Consider the following 17,912-nt stretch of genomic DNA (forward strand, 5'->3'; position numbering starts at 1 on the left):
CACGGACCCGACGCTAGGGACGGACTGTTACCGGTCGTGGTGTGCGCAGTTACGTCGGAGATACGTGGATCTCGCAACGGCCGATGGTGGCCTGTCAGAACTTTTTGCCGCCCGAATGCGGGAGAATCGAGCCCATGCAGGCGACCGACCAGCCCCTGGGACTGCGGGAACGCAAGAAGATCAAGACGCGCCAGGCCATCCGGCGTGAGGCGTTTCGCCTGTTCGACGCCCACGGCTACGCCGCCACCACCGTCGAACAGATCGCCGACGCCGCCGAGGTGTCACCGAGCACGTTCTTCCGGTATTTCCCGTCCAAGGAGTCGCTGCTGCTGGCCGACGACCTGGACCCGCTGATCTTGGCCGCGTTCAGGGCCCAGCCGCCCGAGCTGTCGCCGAGCCAGGCCATCCGCCGGGCCTACCAGTCGACGATGGCGGGCCTGTCCGACGAGCAGTCGGAGTTCGAGAGCACCCGGCAGCGGCTGATCTTCTCGATACCCGAACTCAAGGCCGCGCTCTACGACGAGTACTACCGGACCGTCACCGTGATGGCCGAGGCCATCGGGGACCGAATCGGCCGTCCCGCAGACGATTTCGAGGTCCGCGTGTTCGTCGGTGCGATGGTGGGCGCGATGATGGCGGCCTACGACAGCGCGCCGAAAACGGCCGAGACGATCTATCGGGCCCTGGACTTTCTCGACGCCGGCATGCCGCTGGGCCGGCCCGGGCCCAGGACGCGATAATCTCACGCGATGAGCGGTTGGAATCGACGGGGATTCTTGCAGCTCGCGGGGGCTATGGGGGTGGCCGCGGTCGCCGGCGCGCCGGCGGCATGCTCGCCGCGCAAACAGGCGCCCGGCGCCGCGCCCGGCGGGTCGGTGACGATCACCCACCTGTTCGGTCAGACCGTCATCAAGGAACCGCCCAAGCGCGTCGTCAGCGCCGGCTACACCGAGCAGGACGACCTGCTGGCGGTGGGCGTGGTGCCCGTCGCGGTGACCAATTGGTTCGGTGACCAGCCGTTCGCGGTGTGGCCCTGGGCCCAGCCCAAGCTCGGCTCGGCCCAGCCGGTGGTGTTGAACCTGGACAACGGGATCCCGGTCGACCAGATCGCCGGGCTCAAACCCGACCTGATCGTGGCCATCAACGCCGGGGTGGACGCCGATACCTATCAGAAGCTGTCGGCGATCGCCCCGACCGTCGCGCAATCCGACGGCGACGCCTTCTTCGAGCCCTGGAAGGAGCAGGCCACCACCGTCGGTCAGGCGGTGTTTCAGCCCGACCAGATGAAGTCACTGATCGACTCCGTCGACAAGCAGTTCACCGATGTCGCCCAGAGGAATCCGCAGTGGAAGGGCAAGAAGGCGTTGCTCATGCAGGGCACGTTTTTTCAGGGGACGGTGGTCGCGACCCTGGCGGGCTGGCGCACCGACTTCCTCAACCAGATGGGCCTCGTCATCTCCGACGGCATCAAGCCCTTCGGCGGCGATCACCGCGCCGTCATCCCGCGCGATCAGATCAAGTCGGTGCTCGATTCGGCGGACGTGGTGATCTGGACGACCGAAAGCCCCGACGAGCAAAAGGCGCTCCTGGCCGACCCGGAGGTGGCGGGCACCCTCGCGACCGCCCAGAACCGCCACATCTTCACCACCAAGGACCAGGCGGGCGCGATTGCGTTCGCGTCGCCGCTGAGCTACCCGGTCATCGCCGACCAACTGCCGCCGCTGCTCGGCAAGATCCTGGGTTAGAGCCGGCCTGTTTGAGCGTTCGCTAAGGCACCTCTGGCAGTGCTCGAAAATCCGTCCGCATCCCCTCCCGCCTGCCCCGATCGCGGAGTTACCGTCGAGTAATGAGCGTGACGGACATGAGCGGCGGCGTGCCGACGGAGCTGTCGAGCGACCTGGTCGGCAACACCGTCTACGACTACGGCGACCAAGCGCTGATGCTCCAATGTGGCAGCACCGCCGAGGTATTGGCGTGGGTGGACGCGTTGCGCGCGGCGGCATTGCCGGGCGTGCTCGACATCGTCCCCGCGGCCCGCACCGTGCTGGTCAAGCTCGCCGACCCCCGCCTACAGGGGGTGACCCGCCAGCGGCTGCGCAGGATGCGGGTGACCGCCTCCGCGGAGGCCGCGCCGGGCCGCGGCGCCGACGTGGTGATCGACGTCGTCTACGACGGTCCGGACCTCGGCGAGGTCGCCGAGCTCACCGGGCTGACCGCGGCGCAGGTGATCGACGCCCACACGTCCAGCCTCTGGCGGGTCGGATTCAGCGGATTCGCACCGGGTTTCGCGTATTTGGTCGACGGCGACGCGCGGCTGCGGGTGCCGCGCCGCGCGGAGCCCCGGACCTCCGTGCCGGCGGGCTCCGTCGCGCTCGCCGGAGAGTTCAGCGCGGTGTACCCGCGGCAGTCGCCGGGCGGCTGGCAGCTCATCGGACGCACCGACGCCGTCCTGTGGGATCTCGACCGTCCCAGCCCGGCGCTGCTGACGCAGGGCATGTGGATTCAGTTCCGGGCGGTCTGAGGAGGTAGCCATGGCGACCCTGGAAATCCTGCGAACCGGCCCGTTCGCCGTCGTCGAGGATCTCGGCCGACCGGGGCTGGCCCACCTCGGCGTCAGCCGCTCGGGGGCCGCCGACCGCAGCGCCCACCGGCTGGCCAACCGGTTGGTCGCCAACCCCGACGACCGCGCGACGGTCGAGGTGACCTTCGGCGGCTTGTGCGCCCGGGTCCGCGGCGGCGACGTCGACATCGCGGTGACGGGCGCCGACACGGACCCCACCGTGGACGGAATCGAGTTCGGCACCAACAGCATTCACCATGTCCGCGACGGGCAGGTGATCACCCTGGGCGCCCCGCGTGCGGGCCTGCGGACCTACCTGGCGGTGCGCGGCGGCATCTGCGCGGAGCCGGTGCTGGGATCGCGCAGCTACGACGTGATGTCGGCGATCGGGCCGCCGCCGCTGCGCGCCGGCGACCGGCTGGTGATCGGCGCGCACACCGAAGACTACCCCGAACTGGACCAGGCCCCGGTGGCGGGCATCGCCGAGCATCTGGTGGAGCTGCGGGCGGTGCCCGGGCCGCGCGACGACTGGTTGGTCGATCCCGACGCGCTCGTGCACACGATCTGGATGGCCTCCGACCGCAGCGACCGGGTCGGGATGCGGCTGGAGGGCCGCCCGCTGCAGCACCGTTACCCCGACCGCCAGCTGCCCAGCGAGGGCACGACGCGAGGCGCGATCCAGGTGCCGCCCAACGGTTTACCGGTGATCCTGGGACCCGATCACCCGGTGACCGGCGGCTACCCGGTGGTGGGCGTGGTCACCGACGAGGACATCGACAAGGTCGCCCAGGTGCGACCCGGCCAATACGTGCGGCTGCACTGGGCGCGACCCCGGCGCGCGGCAGGGCGGCCGGCGTCGGGAGCCGCGGGGTGGCCCTTCTCCTAGCGCGGGCCGCTGGACAGGGCTGGTAGACAAGGAGTGTGCAAGCCCAGGTCCACACGGCACGCCTGGTCCACACCTCCGACCTGGACGGCGAAACCCGGCAGCGAGTCTGCCAGATGGTCACCGCCGCGTTCGCGGGAGATTTCACCGACCACGACTGGGAGCACACGCTGGGCGGCATGCACGCCCTGATCTGGCAACACGGCGCGATCATCGCGCACGCCGCCGTGATCCAGCGGCGACTGTTCTACGGCGAGGATGCGCTGCGTTGCGGTTACGTCGAGGGGGTAGCGGTGCGGGAGGACTGCCGGGGGCAGGGCCTGGCGCACGCCCTGCTCGATGGAGTCGAGCAGGTGATCCGCGGCGCCTACGACGTGGGCGCGGCCAGCTCGTCCGCCGCGGCCCGCGGGGTGTACACGGCGCGCGGGTGGCTGCCCTGGCGCGGGCCGACGTCGGTGCTGGCCCCCACCGGTGCGGTCCGCACACCCGACGACGACGGCAGTGTGTACGTCCTGCCCGTCGGCATCAGCCTGGACACCGCCGCCGCCCTCGCGTGTGATTGGCGCGCCGGCGACGTCTGGTAGCAAGGCGAATTTGTGCAGCGGCGTTGCACCCCGGGAATTCCGCTGACACGAAATGTATTCCAGCTCACACCGAATCCGGCAACCGCGCGAAATCACTTGACGCGGCGCCTATTACCGTTGCCGAATTGTTGCTCAGCTATTTACCAGATAACTGGGATTCAACTTACAGGCGATATGGGCCGGATCGAGTTGACGGACTTCTGTCCTTAATGTGAGCATCGAAACATACGGCGGGGCAAGTCTCTTCGTTCGCGCGACCTCGCGCGATCCGATCGGCACGCCCGCGGTTGGCGGCAGTCAGTCATTAACGCGCCCAGGCGATTTCGCCGTGATGAGCGCGCGCGATATTCCGGCGACATCGTCGTCGCCGGCCGGGACAAACCCGCTGGAAGAGTTGGCAGAAAGGTGCAGACCCCATGGGCCGCAACCACGGCATCACGAACTGGGATCCGGAAGACGCGGCCGCCTGGGAGGCCGGCAACAACAAGATCGCCCGGCGCAACCTGCTCTGGATCATCGCCTGTGACCACATCGCCTTCGGCGTCTGGACCCTGTTTCCGGTGATGGCGCTGTTCATGCCCCAGAACGTGTACGGCCTTTCGGCCGCCGACAAATTCCTGCTCGGCGCCACCGCCACTTTCGTGGCGGCATGCCTGCGGATCCCCTATTCGCTGGGCATCGCCACCTTCGGGGGCCGCAACTGGACCGTGTTCTCCATCGTGGTGTTGCTGGTGCCCACCGCCGGCACGATCTGGCTGCTGGCCCACCCCGGCCTGCCACTGTGGCCGTATCTGGTATGCGCGGCGCTGACCGGAATGGGTGGGGCCAACTACGCGGCGTCGATGACCAACACCAACTTCTTCTACCCGCACCGGCGCAAAGGCTTTGCGCTCGGGTTCAACGCCGGGGCCGGCAACCTAGGGGTGCCGATGATCCAGCTGGTCGGGCTGCTGGTGATCGCCATCGCCGGCCACCGCCAGCCGTACTGGGTGTGCGGCCTTTACCTGCTCCTGCTGACCGCAGTGGCCCTGGGTGCGACCCGCTACATGGACAACCTGGCGCACGCCACCTACGACGTCAGCCACCTGCGCTCGATCCTGTCCGAGCGCGACACGTGGGTGCTCGCGATGCTCTACCTCGGCACCTTCGGCTCCTGGATCGGTTTCTCCTTCGCGTTCGGCCAGGTTCTGCAAATCAACTTCGTCGGGACCGGGCAAAGCCACGCCGACGCCGCGCTGCACGCCGCCGAATTCGCCTTCATCGGCCCGGCGCTGGGGTCGGTGGCGAGAATTTACGGCGGTAGGCTGGCCGACCGCATCGGTGGCAGCCGCGTCACCCTGGCGGTGCTCGCGACGATGGGGATCGCCACCGCGTTCCTGCTCGCCCTGAGTACTCACGACGATCGCACGCCCGGCCTCACCACGACGGCCACCATGGTCGGCTACGTCTGCGGCTTCATGGCCCTGTTCATCCTGGCCGGATTGGGCAACGGCTCGGTGTACAAGATGATCCCCTCTGTCTTCGAGGCGCGCAGCCACCGGCTCGGCCTGACTGACACCGACCGCCGCCGTTGGTCGCAAGCCACGTCGGGGGCGGTGATCGGGTTCGTCGCTGCCTTCGGCGCGCTCGGCGGCGTGGGGATCAATCTCGCGCTGCGCCAGTCCTACCTGAGCACCGGCACCGACACGTTGGCGTTTTGGATCTTTCTGTTTTTCTACGTCGGCGCAGCGGTTTTGACGTGGGCGCGTTACGTGCGCCGGCCGGTGTCGGCGGTCCCGGAAGCGGCGGATTCGCAGGCCAACACGGAGTTCGCCCGGGTGTGAGTGCCGTCGCAACAGGAGCAATGCGTCAGCAATTCGGCGGTAACGCGTCGGAAACGTCGCAGGCATACACAGGTCATATGGCCCAGCCAAAATCCGCGCCGCTCACCGGCTACCGGGTTGCGGTCACCTCGTCGCGGCGCGCCGAGGAGCTGTGCGCGCTATTGAGCCGGCAGGGCGCCGAGGTGTGCAGCGCGCCCGCGATCAACATGATCGCGCTGCCCGATGACGACGAATTGCACCGTCACACAATGGCTTTGATCGCGGACCCGCCCGACATCCTGGTGGTGCACACCGGCATCGGATTCCGCGGCTGGCTCGCGGCCGCGGAGGGATGGGGCTTGGCCAGCCAGCTCGTCACGGCGCTGTCGTCGGCGCGGATCGTCTCGCGCGGGCCGAAGGGCACCGGAGCCGTGCGCGCCGCCGGCCTGCACGAGGAGTGGTCCCCTGAGTCCGAATCCTCACAGGAGGTGCTCGAGTATCTGCTCGAGTCGGGCGTATCCGGGATGCGCGTCGCGATCCAGTTGCACGGCGCCGCCGACGCCTGGGACCCGTTCCCGGAGTTCCTCGGCGGGCTGCGTTTCGCGGGGGCCGAAGTGATCCCGATCCGGGTCTACCGGTGGAAGCCAACGCCATTGGGCGGCGATTTCGACCAGCTGGTCACCGGGATCGCGCGCCGGCAATTCGACGCGGTCACCTTCACCTCGGCGCCCGCGGCCGCCGCGGTGCTGGAACGCAGCCGCGAACTCAGCATCGAGGACCAGGTGCTGGGGGCCCTGCGCAGCGATGTGCACGCGATGTGCGTCGGACCGGTGACGTCCAAACCGCTGATCCGCAAAGGCGTGCCGACATCGGCGCCCGAGCGAATGAGGTTGGGCGCCTTGGCCCGGCATATCGCCGAGGAGTTGCCGCTGCTGGGATCGTGCACCGTCGAGGTGGCCGGCCACGCGCTCGACATCCGCGGCACCTGCGTGCTGGTGGACGGTTCGATCAAGCTGCTGTCGCCGTCGGGGATGTCGGTGCTGCGCGCACTGGCGCAACGCCCGGGCGACGTCGTCGCGCGTACGGACCTGTTGCGGGTGCTGCCCGGCAACAGCAACGACCCGCACGCGGTGGACACGGCCGTGCTCCGGCTGCGAACTGCCTTGGGCGACAAGAACATCATCGCAACAGTGGTCAAGCGCGGCTACCGGCTTGCCGTCGACGAGCCCCAGGGCCACCCGTGGACCTGATCCTGGCCGCGCACGGCACCCGCCGGCCGGGCGGTGTCGCGATGATCGGCGACCTTGCGGCGCGGGTGAGCGCACTGCTCGACCGCCCGGTGCAGGTCGCGTTCGTCGACGTGTTGGGTCCCAGTCCCAGCGAGGTGCTTTCGCAGGTGGCGGCCGGCGGCCGCCCCGCGGTCGTGGTGCCGGCGTTCTTGTCGCGGGGCTATCACGTGCGCACCGACCTGCCCGCCCATGTCGCGGCCAGCGGCCACCCGCACATCACCGTCGCCCCCGCCCTGGGACCGAGCGGCGAGATCGCGCGGATAGTCGCCGATCAGTTGACGAAATCCGGTTGGCGGCTGGGTGATTCGGTGATCCTCGCGGCGGCGGGCACCACCGATGGGCAGGCGCGTGCCGACTTGCACGTCACCGCGACGACCTTGTCGGCCATGGTCGGGACGCGGGTGCAGCTGGGATTCGCGGCCACCGGCGATCCGTCCGTGGACGCCGCGGTGGCCGCCGCCCGCCGCGGCGGTGCGCGGCGCGTGGTGGTCGCCTCCTACCTCTTGGCGGACGGCCTGTTTCAGCAACGCCTGCTGGCCAGTGGTGCCGACCTAGTGAGCCAACCGCTGGGCACCCACCCCGGGCTGGCCCGCCTGGTCGCGAACCGATTCCGTCGGGCCGCGCCCGGGCTCGTCCCCGTCGCGGCGCGGCACGCATCCCGCCGAACCAGCCTGCTGCTGGCTCAAGGGCCCCATCCCAAGGGGCGCGCCGAGGCGCGCGACGCTTGATCTTTGCCGGCATACCGGCGATTCTGGCTTCATGCCTCGCCGCGAAGAGCCGTCGCGCGGGCTCCTTGACCCGGTGGCGAAGATGCTGCGGTTGCCCTTTGGCACACCGGAGTTCATCGATCGGATCGTCACCGGCGGGGTCAACCAGGTGGGCCGCCGCACGTTGCACATGCTCATCACCACCTGGGATGCCGCCGGCGGCGGCCCGTTCGCGGCCAGTGCGGTGGCCTCCACCGGGATGGCCAAGACCGCCGAGATCGTCGAGGCCATGTTCATCGGCCCGGTTTTCGGGCCGATCCTGAAGATGCTGGGCGCCGACAAGGCGGCCATGCGGGCCTCGTTGTGCGCTTCCCAGCTGGTCGGCCTCGGCATCATGCGCTACGGCATACGCTCCGAGCCACTGCATTCGATGTCGGTCGAGACGCTGGTCGACGCGATCGGCCCGACGATGCAGCGCTACCTGGTCGGCGACATCACCCGCTGAGCCTCAGGCGGCGATCTGGATCTCGCCCTCGGGCGTCACCCGCACCTGATACACCGGCACCGAGACCCGTGGGTCGTCCAGGCAGGAACCGTCGTCGAGCGCGAAAGCCTGCTTCAGCAATGGGGATTGGACCGTGGCGCGTCCGCCGCGGTCCCCGACGATCCCGCGCGAGAGCACCGCCGCCCCGGAAAAGGGATCGATGTTGCCGACCGCGTGCACCGACCCGTCGTCCAGCCGGAACAGCGCCGCCTGCGTGCCGTCATCGAGAAGCACTCCGACGCCACGGCCCGGAATGAGGCGGTCGTAGGCGCAGGCCGTCGTCCACACCTGGACGTCGTTGAGAACTGTCATGATTCCTCTCCCACACGGACCCGTGGCATGCCGATGGGCACGGGTACTTTGCGTCCGGCACGCTCGGTGAACGCCACCGTCGAGTCGACGGCGTCCGGGGCGTTGACGAAGGAGACGAACCGCGACAGCTTGTCCGGGTCCTCCAGCACGCCCTTCCATTCGCACTTGTAGTTCTGCACATGCCGCGCCATTGCGGCCTCGAATTCGCCGGCCAGGCCAAGCGAGTCGTCACACACGACCTCGCGCACGTGATCCAGGCCGCCGTCCAGCGATTCCACCCACGGGGCGGTGCGCTGCAGCCGGTCGGCCGTCCGGATGTAGTACATCAGGAACCGGTCGACGTAACGGACCAGGGTCTCGGTGTCCAGGTCGCTGGCCAGCAGCTGCGCGTGCTTGGGCGTCATGCCGCCGTTGCCACCGACATAGAGGTTCCAACCCTTTTCCGTGGCGATGACGCCCACGTCCTTGCTGCGCGCCTCGGCGCACTCGCGCGCGCAGCCCGAGACACCGAGCTTGATCTTGTGCGGGGCCCGCAGGCCGCGGTAACGCAGCTCCAGGTCGATGGCCAGCTGTACCGAATCCTGTTGGCCGTAGCGGCACCAGTCGCTGCCCACACAACTCTTCACGGTGCGCAGCGCCTTGCCGTAGGCGTGGCCGGATTCCATGCCGCCGTCGACCAGCCGCTGCCAAATCTGCGGCAACTGGTCCACGCGGGCGCCGAACAGATCGATCCGCTGACCGCCGGTGATCTTGGTGTAAAGCCCGAAATCCTGCGCGATCTGGCCGATCAGGATCAGGTGCTCCGGCTTGATGTCACCGCCGGGGACCCGCGGGACCACCGAGTAGCTGCCGTTCTTTTGGATGTTGGCCAAAAAGTGGTCGTTGGAATCCTGCAGCGAGGCCTGCTCGCCGTCGAGGATGTGGTCGGAGCCGGTGGACGCCAGGATGGAGGCGACCACGGGTTTGCAGATGTCGCAACCCTTTCCGCTGCCAAAGCGCTCCAGCAACCCCGAGAATGTCCGGATTTCGGTGGCGGAGATGATCTCGAAGAGCTCGGCCCGCGACTGGCTGAAGTGCTCGCACAGCGCCTTGGACTGCTCCACGCCCTCGGCTTCCAGCAGCTGCTTGAGCAGCGGCACGCACGATCCGCACGACGTGCCCGCAGCCGTGCACGACTTGAGGGCCGGAACGTCGGCGCAGCCGCCGGCGATCGCGCCCTTCAGAGCGCCCTTGGTGACGTTGTTGCACGAGCAGATCTGCGCCGAATCCGGCAGCGCCCCAACGCCCAGAGCCGCCCCGCCGCCGGAGGAGGCCGGCGCGATCAACGCGAGCGGATCCCCCGGCAACTCGCTGCCGACCATGGGCCGCAGCACCCCGTACGACGAGGCGTCGCCCACCAGCACCCCGCCGAGAAGGGTTTTGGCGTCGTCGGAGAGCACCAGTTTGGCGTAGGTCCGGTTCACCGCGTCGTTGATGGCAACCTCGAGGCAGTTCTCGGTAGCGCCCATGGCGTCGCCGAAGCTGGCGACGTCGACGCCCAGCAGTTTGAGCTTCGTCGACAGGTCCGCTTCCGGAAATTCCGCGGCGCCGTCCAGCAAGCGGTCGGCCACCACCTCGGCGGAGGTATAGCCCGGCCCGACCAGGCCGTAGCAGCGCCCCTCGATCGCGGCGACCTCCCCGATCGCGTAGATGTCGGGATCGCTGGTCTGGCAGGACAAGTCGGTGAGCACGCCGCCCCGCTCGGCGCGCGTCAACCCCGCGGCATCCGCCAGCTCATCACGCGGCCGAACCCCGGCCGCGAAGATCACCACGCCGGCGTCGATGACTTCCCCGTCGGTCAGCCGCACCCGCACCGACGTCGAGCCGTCGGCGTGGTCGACGGATTCGATCGATTCGGTGCCCGTGCCGACGTGCACCTCGATGCCGAGCTCGGTGATCATCCTGGCCAGCAGGGCACCGCCGGCCTCATCGATCTGCTGGGCCATCAGCCGCGGCATCATCTCGATGACGTGCGTCTGCAACCCGAACTGGCGCAGCGCATTAGCGGCTTCCAGCCCCAGCAACCCGCCGCCGATGACCACCCCCGAAGTGCGGCCGGCCGCCGCCGTGCGCTGGGCGTCGGCGCGGATGGCATCGAGGTCGTCGAGCGTGCGGTAGACGTGGCACAGGGGCAGGTCATGGCCGGGCACCGGCGGTACGAACGCGTAGGAGCCGGTGGCCAGCACCAGGGCGTCGTAGCTGTGCCGTTGACCGTCGGCGGTGACGACCGACTTTGTCGCCCGGTCGATCTCGGTGACGCGCGCATTCAGCAGCAGCCGGACCCGCTCGTCACCGGCGTAGTCGTTGCCGGGCAGTGCCAGCAGCGCCCGGTCCCAGCTTTCGGTGTAGGAGGTCAGGCCAACGCGGTCATAGGCCGCGTCGGCCTCCTCCGCCAAAACCGTGATACGCCAATACCCCTCGCTGTCGCGGGCACGGAGCGCCTCGACCAGGCGGTGGCCAACCATGCCGTGCCCGACCACAATGACGTGACGCGCGGCACAGTGCTCGCGCGCGGTTTCGGATTGGGCCATGCCACGAGGGTAGGGGCCCCAAATTAAGGAGAAGGCGCGGAATGTGACACCCACATGACGGCGCCCTCACACCTCACAACGACCGCTGTGAAGGTGTTCGCTACCGGCGAACGCGCGGGTGGAACTTTAGCGTGATCGACTCAAGTTTCTACAAATAGCCGTCCGGCAGCCCGCCGGTCACAGCAAACTCACAAGGAAGCACAAGGAAGCAGGAGGAGAAACCCCATGAGCAACCTCGCATTGTGGTCACGACCGGCCTGGGACACCGACCGGTGGCTGCGCGACTTTTTCGGTCCCGCGGCGGCGGCAGACTGGTTCAAGCCGGTCACCAGCGGATTTACCCCGGCCGCCGAGATCGTCAGGGATGGCGACGACGCCGTCGTCCGCCTCGAACTGCCCGGCGTGGACGTTGAGAAGGACGTCAACGTCGAGGTCGACAAGGGCCGCCTGGTGATCCACGGCGAACACCGCGACGAGCACGCGGAGGAGGGGAACGGCCGGACCCTGCGGGAGATTCGTTACGGGTCGTTCCGCCGGACGTTCCAACTGCCCGCGCACGTCACCAGCGAGGCCATCGCGGCTTCCTACGACGCCGGCGTCCTGACGGTGCGCGTCGCCGGGGCCTACGCGGGAAGCCAGGCGCAGCGCATCGCGATCACGAAGTAGTTCGCGGTCAATCGCGACGAATCCGGCGGGGCAGCGGCTCCGCCGGATTCGTCGCGTCTAGCATCCGAAGGCGGCCCCGGCGTCGATTCCGATGACCCGCAACAGGTTTGCCACCTTGCGGTCAAGCTCCTCACCCACCCCGGTCACCGCGGCGATGCCCAGGCTGCCGAACGCCGCGCTGGGCTGGTCCATCGAGAAGACGGCATCGCCGTCGGCGTCGGCGTAGACGAGCACCCGTAGGGGCGCATACAACAGCGCCCTGGGGTCGTGGCGGAACATGGTCTCCGCGATCGTGTGGTTGCCGAGCAGGTATTCCACCGCCTTGGTCGTGTGGCCGGCGAGGCAAAACAAGGGCAGGGCGTCGATGGTGGCGTAGACCATCAGCTCGTGCGGAGCATTGAGCGCGGCGGCCGCACGGACGTCGTCCCAGCTGCCTCCGCGCGCGACGATCCGCTCCACGGACTCCCGGTCGAACGGTGGCGCGGCTTTCTCGAAAGCGGTTCGGAATTCGTCGAATTCCACGCCGGTGGCCACGTCGATGCGATTCATCGCGTGCGGTACCACGGTGAATTCGGCCGGTTGAACGCTAGTGGTCATGGTCTTTCCTCACGCCTCGAAGCCGCTTTGGTTCGGTGAATGAACTCGACGCCCGCAAGTATATGGTTCATTCAACGAACCCACAAGGCGTAGCATCGGCGCCGTGGCCCTTCCCCGCGAATATCCCGCCGAGAGCTGCCCCATCGCGCGGTCCTTGGAGATCGTCGGCGAGCGGTGGACACTGCTGATCCTGCGCGACGCCTTCTACGGGGCGCGGCGCTTCAGCGACTTGCAGCGCCATCTCGGCATCCCGAAAGCGGTGCTGTCGGACCGGCTGGGCCTCCTGGTGGAACAGGGCGTGCTGGCCAAGGATTCGGGCGACTACCGAGTGACCGCCAAGGGCAGGCAGCTGTGGCCGCTGATCTGGTCGATGATCACCTGGGGCAACGACAACTACGTCGACAAGCCCAACCGGAGGACGTACCGGCACGCGGGCTGCGGGGGCGTGATCGGTCCGGATCGCGCGTGCCGGCGATGCGCGCAGGTTCCCGACGTCGCCGACCTCGTCGCGCACCCGCCGCCGCGACCGCGCCACCCGAGCCGCGACGATCCCGTCAGCCGGGCGCTGCGGCGGCCGCACCGGATGCTGGAGCCGATCTAAGGCCGGTTTAACTCAGGCCCAGCGCGCCAGCAGCTCCTTGGCCCGGCCCGCCAGCGCGGCCTGCAAAAACGGGCCGAAGCTGATCCGCCCGACGCCCAGCGGGCCGAACGATGCCGGGTCGTCCTGGTCGGGCAGCGCGATCGCGTTGATCGGCAGAGGCAACTCGGCGGCCAAGCGCCGCAACGTGTCCGGGTCGTGTCGGCCCACCGGGTACAGGACGTCCGCGCCCGCGTCGGCGGCCTCGGTCAGCCGCGCGATCGCCCGTTCGACTCGGTCGGAATTGTCTCCGTCCTGCCGGATAAACAGATCGGTGCGGGCGTTGATCACGACGTGCACCCCGGCCGCGTCGGCGGCCGAGCGCAGCGCCGCGACGAGTTCGGCGTGCTCGCCGGCCGACCGCAGCCGCTTGCCCTCGGCGTGCACGGTGTCCTCGATGTTCAGGCCGACGGCGCCCACGCCCAGCAGGCCCTCGATCAGGCGCGCCGGGGGTTGTCCGTAGCCGGATTCGATGTCCACCGACACCGGGACCTCGACGGCGGCGGTGATCTGCGCCACGCGCGTGAGCACGTCGTCGAACGACATGCCCTCGCCGTCCGGCTTGCCGAGCGAATCCGCCAGCGGATGGCTGCCGACGGTCAGGGCGACAAATCCCGCGTCGGCGGCCAGGCGGGCCGACCATGCGTCCCACACGGTCGGCAGGATCACCGGGTTGCCCGGCTGGTGCAGCTCGAGCAGCGCCGTCGCGCGCCGGGCGGTGGTCGGGCCGGTCATGGTGTCCGACATTAGGCGCACGCGGTGGTTACTATCGAGGGCGTACTGTGATCCGTGACACCGTCCAGCGCGGGGAGATCCGAGGAGATCTGTTGACAAGCCCTACTGGCACTGCTGAACTCGCCGAACTGCACGACCTCATCGGCGGCTTACGGCGGTGCGTGCACTCCCTGCGGGCGCGCTACGGCGACAGCCCGGCGATGCGCCGCATCGTCATCGACGCCGACCGGATCCTGTCCGACGTCGAATTGCTCGATTCCGACGTCTCCGAATTGGATCTGGCCCGCGCCACCGTGCAGCAGTCGGGCGAGAAGATCGTCATTCCCGACACCCAATACGACAGCGATTTTTGGCGCGATGTCGACGACGAGGGTGTCGGGGGTCACAACAGGTCCTGACAACCCAAGCCCCCCGCAAATGAGGGGGTGCTCTCTGTGTACCCTTCGACCAACAGCCCGTTCGAAGAGGAACACTAGATGAGCGCACCCACGGCGAACCGTCCTGCGTCAGGTGTCTTTTCACCGACCCGCGCCAAGATCCCGCAACGGACCCTACGCACCGACCGGTGGTGGATGTCGCCGCTGCGGATCGACCTGGGCTTCGCCGCATTCGTCATCTACGCGACGGCGCGTGCGTTCCAGCAGAATTACTTCTTCGTCCCGAAGTACCACTACCTGACGCCGTTCTACTCGCCGTGCGTCAGCAAGGCCTGCGGGGAGGCCGGCGACATCTGGCCGCAATTCCTGCCCGACGTGTGGTGGCTGCCGTACGCGGCGCTTTCGCTGCCGTTCCTGCTGCTGTTCCGGCTGACCTGCTACTACTACCGCGGGGCCTATTACCGCACGGTCTGGCAATCGCCCACCGCCTGCGCGGTGGCCGAACCCCGCGTGCACTACACCGGTGAGACCCGCCTCCCCCTGATCATTCAGAACACCCACCGGTACTTCTTCTACATCGCGGGCATCATCTCGGTGATCAACAGCTACGACGCGATCGTCGCGTTCCACTCCGACAGCGGACCGGGTGGATTCGGTTTCGGTCTGGGCAACGTGATCCTGGTCGGCAACGTCGTCATGCTGTGGATCTACACGCTGTCCTGCCATTCGTGCCGGCACATCACCGGCGGGCGGCTCAAGCACTTCTCCAAGCACCCTGTGCGGTACTGGGTTTGGACGCAGGTCAGCCGCATCAACACCCGCCACAAGATGTACGCCTGGATCACGCTGGGCACGCTGATGCTCACCGATTTCTACATCGCGCTGGTGGCCAGCGGCACCATCCCTGACCTGAGATTTGTTGGCTGAAAAGCCTTTTGAAAAAGAAATCGGAACTTAGCGAGGGTTTCATGGTTGAGGTCGAACGGCACTCCTACGACGTAGTCGTCATCGGTGCCGGCGGCGCGGGGCTCCGCGCGGTCATCGAGGCGCGGGAACGCGGCCTCAAGGTCGCGGTGGTGTGTAAATCCCTGTTCGGCAAGGCCCACACGGTCATGGCCGAGGGCGGCTGCGCCGCGTCGATGGGAAACACCAACCCGAAAGACAACTGGAAGACCCACTTCGGCGACACCATGCGAGGCGGCAAGTTCCTCAACAACTGGCGGATGGCGGAGCTGCACGCCAAGGAGGCTCCGGATCGGGTCTGGGAGCTGGAGACCTACGGCGCGCTGTTCGACCGCCTCAAGGACGGCAAGATCAGCCAGCGCAACTTCGGCGGGCACACCTACCCGCGGCTGGCACACGTCGGCGACCGCACCGGCCTGGAGCTGATCCGCACCATGCAGCAGAAGATCGTCTCGCTGCAGCAGGAGGACTTCGCGGAGCTCGGCGACTACGAGGCGCGGATCCGGGTCTTCGCCGAGTGCACGATCACCGAGCTGCTCAAGGACGGCGACGCGATCGCCGGGGCCTTCGGCTACTGGCGCGAGAGCGGCAACTTCGTCCTGTTCGAGGCCCCCGCCGTGGTGCTGGCCACCGGCGGCATCGGCAAGTCGTTCAAGGTGACGTCGAACTCCTGGGAGTACACCGGCGACGGGCACGCGCTGGCCCTGCGGGCGGGCGCGTCGCTGATCAACATGGAGTTCGTCCAGTTCCACCCGACGGGCATGGTGTGGCCGCCCAGCGTGAAGGGGATCCTGGTCACCGAGGGCGTCCGCGGCGACGGCGGCGTGCTGAAGAACTCGGACACCAAGCGATTCATGTTCGACTATATCCCGCCGGTGTTCAAAGGCCAGTACGCGGAGACCGAGCAAGAGGCCGACCAGTGGCTCAAGGACAACGACTCGGCCCGCCGCACCCCGGACCTGCTGCCGCGCGACGAGGTCGCGCGCGCGATCAACTCGGAGGTCAAGGCCGGCCGGGGCTCCCCGCACGGCGGGGTGTACCTCGACATCGCCTCCCGGCTGACGCCCGAGGAAATCAAGCGGCGCCTGCCGTCGATGTACCACCAGTTCAAGGAGCTCGCGGGCGTCGACATCACCAAGGAGCCAATGGAAGTCGGGCCCACCTGCCACTACGTGATGGGTGGCGTCGAGGTCGACGCCGACACCGGCGCGGCCACGGTGCCCGGGCTATTCGCCGCCGGTGAGTGCTCCGGCGGCATGCACGGCTCCAACCGGTTGGGCGGCAACTCGCTGTCGGACCTGCTGGTGTTCGGCCGGCGCGCCGGCCTGGGGGCGGCCGACTACGTGCGCGCGCTGAGCAGCCGCCCGGCCGTCGCGCAGGACGCCGTCGACGCGGCGGCCCAGCGGGCGCTGGCGCCCTTCGAGGGACCCGCCAACGGCGCCGCCGAGAACCCCTACACCTTGCAGCTGGAACTCCAGCAGTCGATGAACGACCTGGTGGGCATCATCCGCAAGTCGGAGGAGATCTCCGAGGCCCTCGGCCGGCTCGACAAACTGCGCGAGCGGTTCAAGAACATCCACGTGGAGGGCGGTCGCCGGTACAACCCCGGCTGGAACCTGGCCATCGACCTGCGCAACATGCTGCTGGTCAGCGAGTGCGTGGCCAAGGCCGCCCTGGAGCGCACCGAGAGCCGCGGCGGCCACACCCGCGACGATCACCCGTCGATGGATTCGTCGTGGCGCAAGGTGCTGCTGGTGTGCCGCGCGGCCGGCGGCGACGCCGTGATCCCCGACATCGCCATCACGCGTAAAGACCAGACGCCGATGCGGCCGGATCTGCTGGAGCTCTTCGAGATCTCCGAGCTGGAGAAGTATTACACCGGCGAAGAGCTGGCCGACCACCCAGGACGGAGAGGCTAATGAGCTACAACGCCACCATGCGGGTGTGGCGCGGCGACGACACCAGCGGCGCGCTGCAGGACTTCACGGTCGAGGTCAACGAGGGTGAGGTGGTGCTCGACATCATCCATCGCCTGCAGCAGACCCAGACCCCCGACCTCGCGGTGCGGTGGAACTGCAAGGCGGGAAAGTGCGGATCGTGCTCGGCGGAGATCAACGGCTACCCCCGGTTGCTGTGCATGACCCGGATGTCGACGTTCGCCGAGGATGAGGTGGTCACCGTCACGCCGCTGCGGACGTTCCCGGTGATCCGCGACCTGGTCACCGACGTCTCGTTCAACTACGAAAAGGCTAGGGAGATACCGTCTTTCGCGCCGCCCAAGGACCTGCAGCCCGGGGAATACCGGATGGCGCAGGCGGACGTGCAGCGCTCGCAGGAGTTCCGCAAGTGCATCGAGTGCTTCCTGTGCCAGAATGTCTGCCACGTGGTCCGCGACCACGAGGAGAACAAGAAGGCGTTCGCCGGCCCGCGCTTTTTGATGCGCATCGCCGAGCTGGAAATGCACCCGCTGGACACGCTGGACCGGCGCAACCAGGCGCAGGACGAGCACGGCCTGGGCTATTGCAACATCACCAAGTGCTGCACCGAGGTGTGCCCGGAAAACATCAAGATCACCGACAACGCGCTGATCCCCATGAAAGAACGGGTCGCGGATCGCAAATACGATCCCGTGGTGTGGCTGGGCAACAAGCTGTTCCGCCGTTAAGGCCCGCCCGCATCGGGTACC

Annotated in this window: 19 protein-coding genes; 15 read left to right on the plus strand and 4 right to left on the minus strand. The window is 68.1% G+C overall.

Annotation, left to right across the window (positions count from 1 at the left end; all coding sequences use genetic code 11):
* Nucleotides 1–134 precede the first annotated feature (134 nt).
* The 9 genes from MTAB308_RS14235 to MTAB308_RS14275 all read left to right on the plus strand — a co-directional run bounded on the left by MTAB308_RS14235 (nt 135) and on the right by MTAB308_RS14275 (nt 8,330).
* Complete coding sequence (locus MTAB308_RS14235) at nt 135–740, plus strand: acyl-CoA-like ligand-binding transcription factor (RefSeq protein WP_077099976.1); 606 nt, start codon at nt 135–137, stop codon at nt 738–740.
* A gap of 9 nt (nt 741–749) precedes the next feature.
* Nucleotides 750–1,745, plus strand: coding sequence for an ABC transporter substrate-binding protein (locus MTAB308_RS14240; RefSeq protein ID WP_083746526.1), 996 nt, complete (start codon nt 750–752; stop codon nt 1,743–1,745).
* 101 nt (nt 1,746–1,846) lie between these two features.
* Nucleotides 1,847–2,521, plus strand: a complete 675-nt coding sequence (locus MTAB308_RS14245; RefSeq protein WP_077099978.1) for a 5-oxoprolinase subunit B family protein — start codon at nt 1,847–1,849, stop codon at nt 2,519–2,521.
* A gap of 10 nt (nt 2,522–2,531) precedes the next feature.
* Complete coding sequence (locus MTAB308_RS14250) at nt 2,532–3,446, plus strand: 5-oxoprolinase/urea amidolyase family protein (RefSeq protein WP_077099979.1); 915 nt, start codon at nt 2,532–2,534, stop codon at nt 3,444–3,446.
* 35 nt (nt 3,447–3,481) lie between these two features.
* Nucleotides 3,482–4,027, plus strand: a complete 546-nt coding sequence (locus MTAB308_RS14255) for a GNAT family N-acetyltransferase (protein ID WP_077099980.1) — start codon at nt 3,482–3,484, stop codon at nt 4,025–4,027.
* Nucleotides 4,028–4,443: 416 nt separating this feature from the next.
* Nucleotides 4,444–5,850, plus strand: a complete 1,407-nt coding sequence (locus MTAB308_RS14260) for a nitrate/nitrite transporter (RefSeq protein ID WP_077099981.1) — start codon at nt 4,444–4,446, stop codon at nt 5,848–5,850.
* Between the two features lie 77 nt (nt 5,851–5,927).
* Nucleotides 5,928–7,079: a uroporphyrinogen-III synthase gene (locus MTAB308_RS14265; protein ID WP_077099982.1), complete on the plus strand. Its 1,152-nt coding sequence runs from the start codon at nt 5,928–5,930 to the stop codon at nt 7,077–7,079.
* Nucleotides 7,070–7,846, plus strand: a complete 777-nt coding sequence (locus MTAB308_RS14270) for a sirohydrochlorin chelatase (RefSeq protein ID WP_077099983.1) — start codon at nt 7,070–7,072, stop codon at nt 7,844–7,846. Before MTAB308_RS14265 ends, MTAB308_RS14270 begins: the two co-directional genes overlap by 10 nt.
* 31 nt (nt 7,847–7,877) lie before the next feature.
* Nucleotides 7,878–8,330, plus strand: a complete 453-nt coding sequence (locus MTAB308_RS14275) for a TetR/AcrR family transcriptional regulator (protein WP_077099984.1) — start codon at nt 7,878–7,880, stop codon at nt 8,328–8,330.
* Nucleotides 8,331–8,333: 3 nt separating this feature from the next.
* Here MTAB308_RS14275 and nirD read toward each other — a convergent pair whose 3' ends face one another.
* Together nirD and nirB are read right to left on the minus strand one after the other, a co-directional pair.
* Nucleotides 8,334–8,681, minus strand: coding sequence for a nitrite reductase small subunit NirD (gene nirD, locus MTAB308_RS14280; protein WP_077099985.1), 348 nt, complete (start codon nt 8,679–8,681; stop codon nt 8,334–8,336).
* Complete coding sequence (gene nirB / locus MTAB308_RS14285; protein ID WP_077099986.1) at nt 8,678–11,251, minus strand: nitrite reductase large subunit NirB; 2,574 nt, start codon at nt 11,249–11,251, stop codon at nt 8,678–8,680. Before nirB ends, nirD begins: the two co-directional genes overlap by 4 nt.
* Before the next feature lie 225 nt (nt 11,252–11,476).
* Between nirB and MTAB308_RS14290 the strand changes: the two genes are divergently transcribed.
* Nucleotides 11,477–11,917: an Hsp20/alpha crystallin family protein gene (locus MTAB308_RS14290; protein ID WP_077099987.1), complete on the plus strand. Its 441-nt coding sequence runs from the start codon at nt 11,477–11,479 to the stop codon at nt 11,915–11,917.
* A gap of 57 nt (nt 11,918–11,974) precedes the next feature.
* On the opposite strand, the gene MTAB308_RS14295 is transcribed toward MTAB308_RS14290, so the two are convergent.
* Complete coding sequence (locus MTAB308_RS14295) at nt 11,975–12,514, minus strand: DUF302 domain-containing protein (protein WP_083746527.1); 540 nt, start codon at nt 12,512–12,514, stop codon at nt 11,975–11,977.
* A 103-nt stretch (nt 12,515–12,617) separates the two neighbouring features.
* On the opposite strand from MTAB308_RS14295, the gene MTAB308_RS14300 reads away from it, so the two are divergent.
* A complete protein-coding gene (locus MTAB308_RS14300; RefSeq protein ID WP_077099988.1) occupies nt 12,618–13,115 on the plus strand; it encodes a winged helix-turn-helix transcriptional regulator in 498 nt (165 codons plus the stop codon).
* A gap of 12 nt (nt 13,116–13,127) precedes the next feature.
* Here MTAB308_RS14300 and MTAB308_RS14305 read toward each other — a convergent pair whose 3' ends face one another.
* The gene (locus MTAB308_RS14305; RefSeq protein ID WP_077100204.1) at nt 13,128–13,886 is read right to left on the minus strand and encodes an isocitrate lyase/PEP mutase family protein; all 759 of its coding nucleotides are present in this window, start codon (nt 13,884–13,886) and stop codon (nt 13,128–13,130) included.
* Nucleotides 13,887–13,978: 92 nt separating this feature from the next.
* Between MTAB308_RS14305 and MTAB308_RS14310 the strand changes: the two genes are divergently transcribed.
* The 4 genes from MTAB308_RS14310 (at nt 13,979) to MTAB308_RS14325 (ending at nt 17,891) form a co-directional block, all read left to right on the plus strand.
* On the plus strand, nt 13,979–14,284 hold the full coding sequence (locus tag MTAB308_RS14310; protein WP_077100205.1) for a hypothetical protein: 306 nt from the start codon (nt 13,979–13,981) through the stop codon (nt 14,282–14,284).
* A gap of 78 nt (nt 14,285–14,362) precedes the next feature.
* A complete protein-coding gene (locus MTAB308_RS14315; protein WP_077099989.1) occupies nt 14,363–15,190 on the plus strand; it encodes a hypothetical protein in 828 nt (275 codons plus the stop codon).
* Between the two features lie 41 nt (nt 15,191–15,231).
* On the plus strand, nt 15,232–17,145 hold the full coding sequence (locus tag MTAB308_RS14320; RefSeq protein ID WP_077099990.1) for a fumarate reductase/succinate dehydrogenase flavoprotein subunit: 1,914 nt from the start codon (nt 15,232–15,234) through the stop codon (nt 17,143–17,145).
* The gene (locus MTAB308_RS14325; protein ID WP_077099991.1) at nt 17,145–17,891 is read left to right on the plus strand and encodes a succinate dehydrogenase/fumarate reductase iron-sulfur subunit; all 747 of its coding nucleotides are present in this window, start codon (nt 17,145–17,147) and stop codon (nt 17,889–17,891) included. Before MTAB308_RS14320 ends, MTAB308_RS14325 begins: the two co-directional genes overlap by 1 nt.
* Nucleotides 17,892–17,912: the final 21 nt, after the last annotated feature.

Source organism: Mycobacterium terramassiliense (assembly GCF_900157385.1).
Classification (GTDB): domain Bacteria; phylum Actinomycetota; class Actinomycetes; order Mycobacteriales; family Mycobacteriaceae; genus Mycobacterium; species Mycobacterium terramassiliense.

Bases quoted from the DNA above. Each gene is read 5' to 3' on its own strand.
- MTAB308_RS14325 (WP_077099991.1), top strand. From the start codon at position 17,145: ATGAGCTACAACGCCACCATGCGGGTGTGGCGCGGCGACGACACCAGC.
- MTAB308_RS14275 (WP_077099984.1), top strand. From the start codon at position 7,878: ATGCCTCGCCGCGAAGAGCCGTCGCGCGGGCTCCTTGACCCGGTGGCG.
- MTAB308_RS14260 (WP_077099981.1), top strand. From the start codon at position 4,444: ATGGGCCGCAACCACGGCATCACGAACTGGGATCCGGAAGACGCGGCC.
- MTAB308_RS14265 (WP_077099982.1), top strand. From the start codon at position 5,928: ATGGCCCAGCCAAAATCCGCGCCGCTCACCGGCTACCGGGTTGCGGTC.
- MTAB308_RS14290 (WP_077099987.1), top strand. From the start codon at position 11,477: ATGAGCAACCTCGCATTGTGGTCACGACCGGCCTGGGACACCGACCGG.
- nirB (WP_077099986.1), bottom strand. From the start codon at position 11,251: ATGGCCCAATCCGAAACCGCGCGCGAGCACTGTGCCGCGCGTCACGTC.
- MTAB308_RS14250 (WP_077099979.1), top strand. From the start codon at position 2,532: ATGGCGACCCTGGAAATCCTGCGAACCGGCCCGTTCGCCGTCGTCGAG.
- MTAB308_RS14245 (WP_077099978.1), top strand. From the start codon at position 1,847: ATGAGCGTGACGGACATGAGCGGCGGCGTGCCGACGGAGCTGTCGAGC.
- MTAB308_RS14235 (WP_077099976.1), top strand. From the start codon at position 135: ATGCAGGCGACCGACCAGCCCCTGGGACTGCGGGAACGCAAGAAGATC.
- MTAB308_RS14305 (WP_077100204.1), bottom strand. From the start codon at position 13,886: ATGACCGGCCCGACCACCGCCCGGCGCGCGACGGCGCTGCTCGAGCTG.
- MTAB308_RS14315 (WP_077099989.1), top strand. From the start codon at position 14,363: ATGAGCGCACCCACGGCGAACCGTCCTGCGTCAGGTGTCTTTTCACCG.
- MTAB308_RS14320 (WP_077099990.1), top strand. From the start codon at position 15,232: ATGGTTGAGGTCGAACGGCACTCCTACGACGTAGTCGTCATCGGTGCC.
- MTAB308_RS14295 (WP_083746527.1), bottom strand. From the start codon at position 12,514: ATGACCACTAGCGTTCAACCGGCCGAATTCACCGTGGTACCGCACGCG.
- MTAB308_RS14240 (WP_083746526.1), top strand. From the start codon at position 750: ATGAGCGGTTGGAATCGACGGGGATTCTTGCAGCTCGCGGGGGCTATG.
- nirD (WP_077099985.1), bottom strand. From the start codon at position 8,681: ATGACAGTTCTCAACGACGTCCAGGTGTGGACGACGGCCTGCGCCTAC.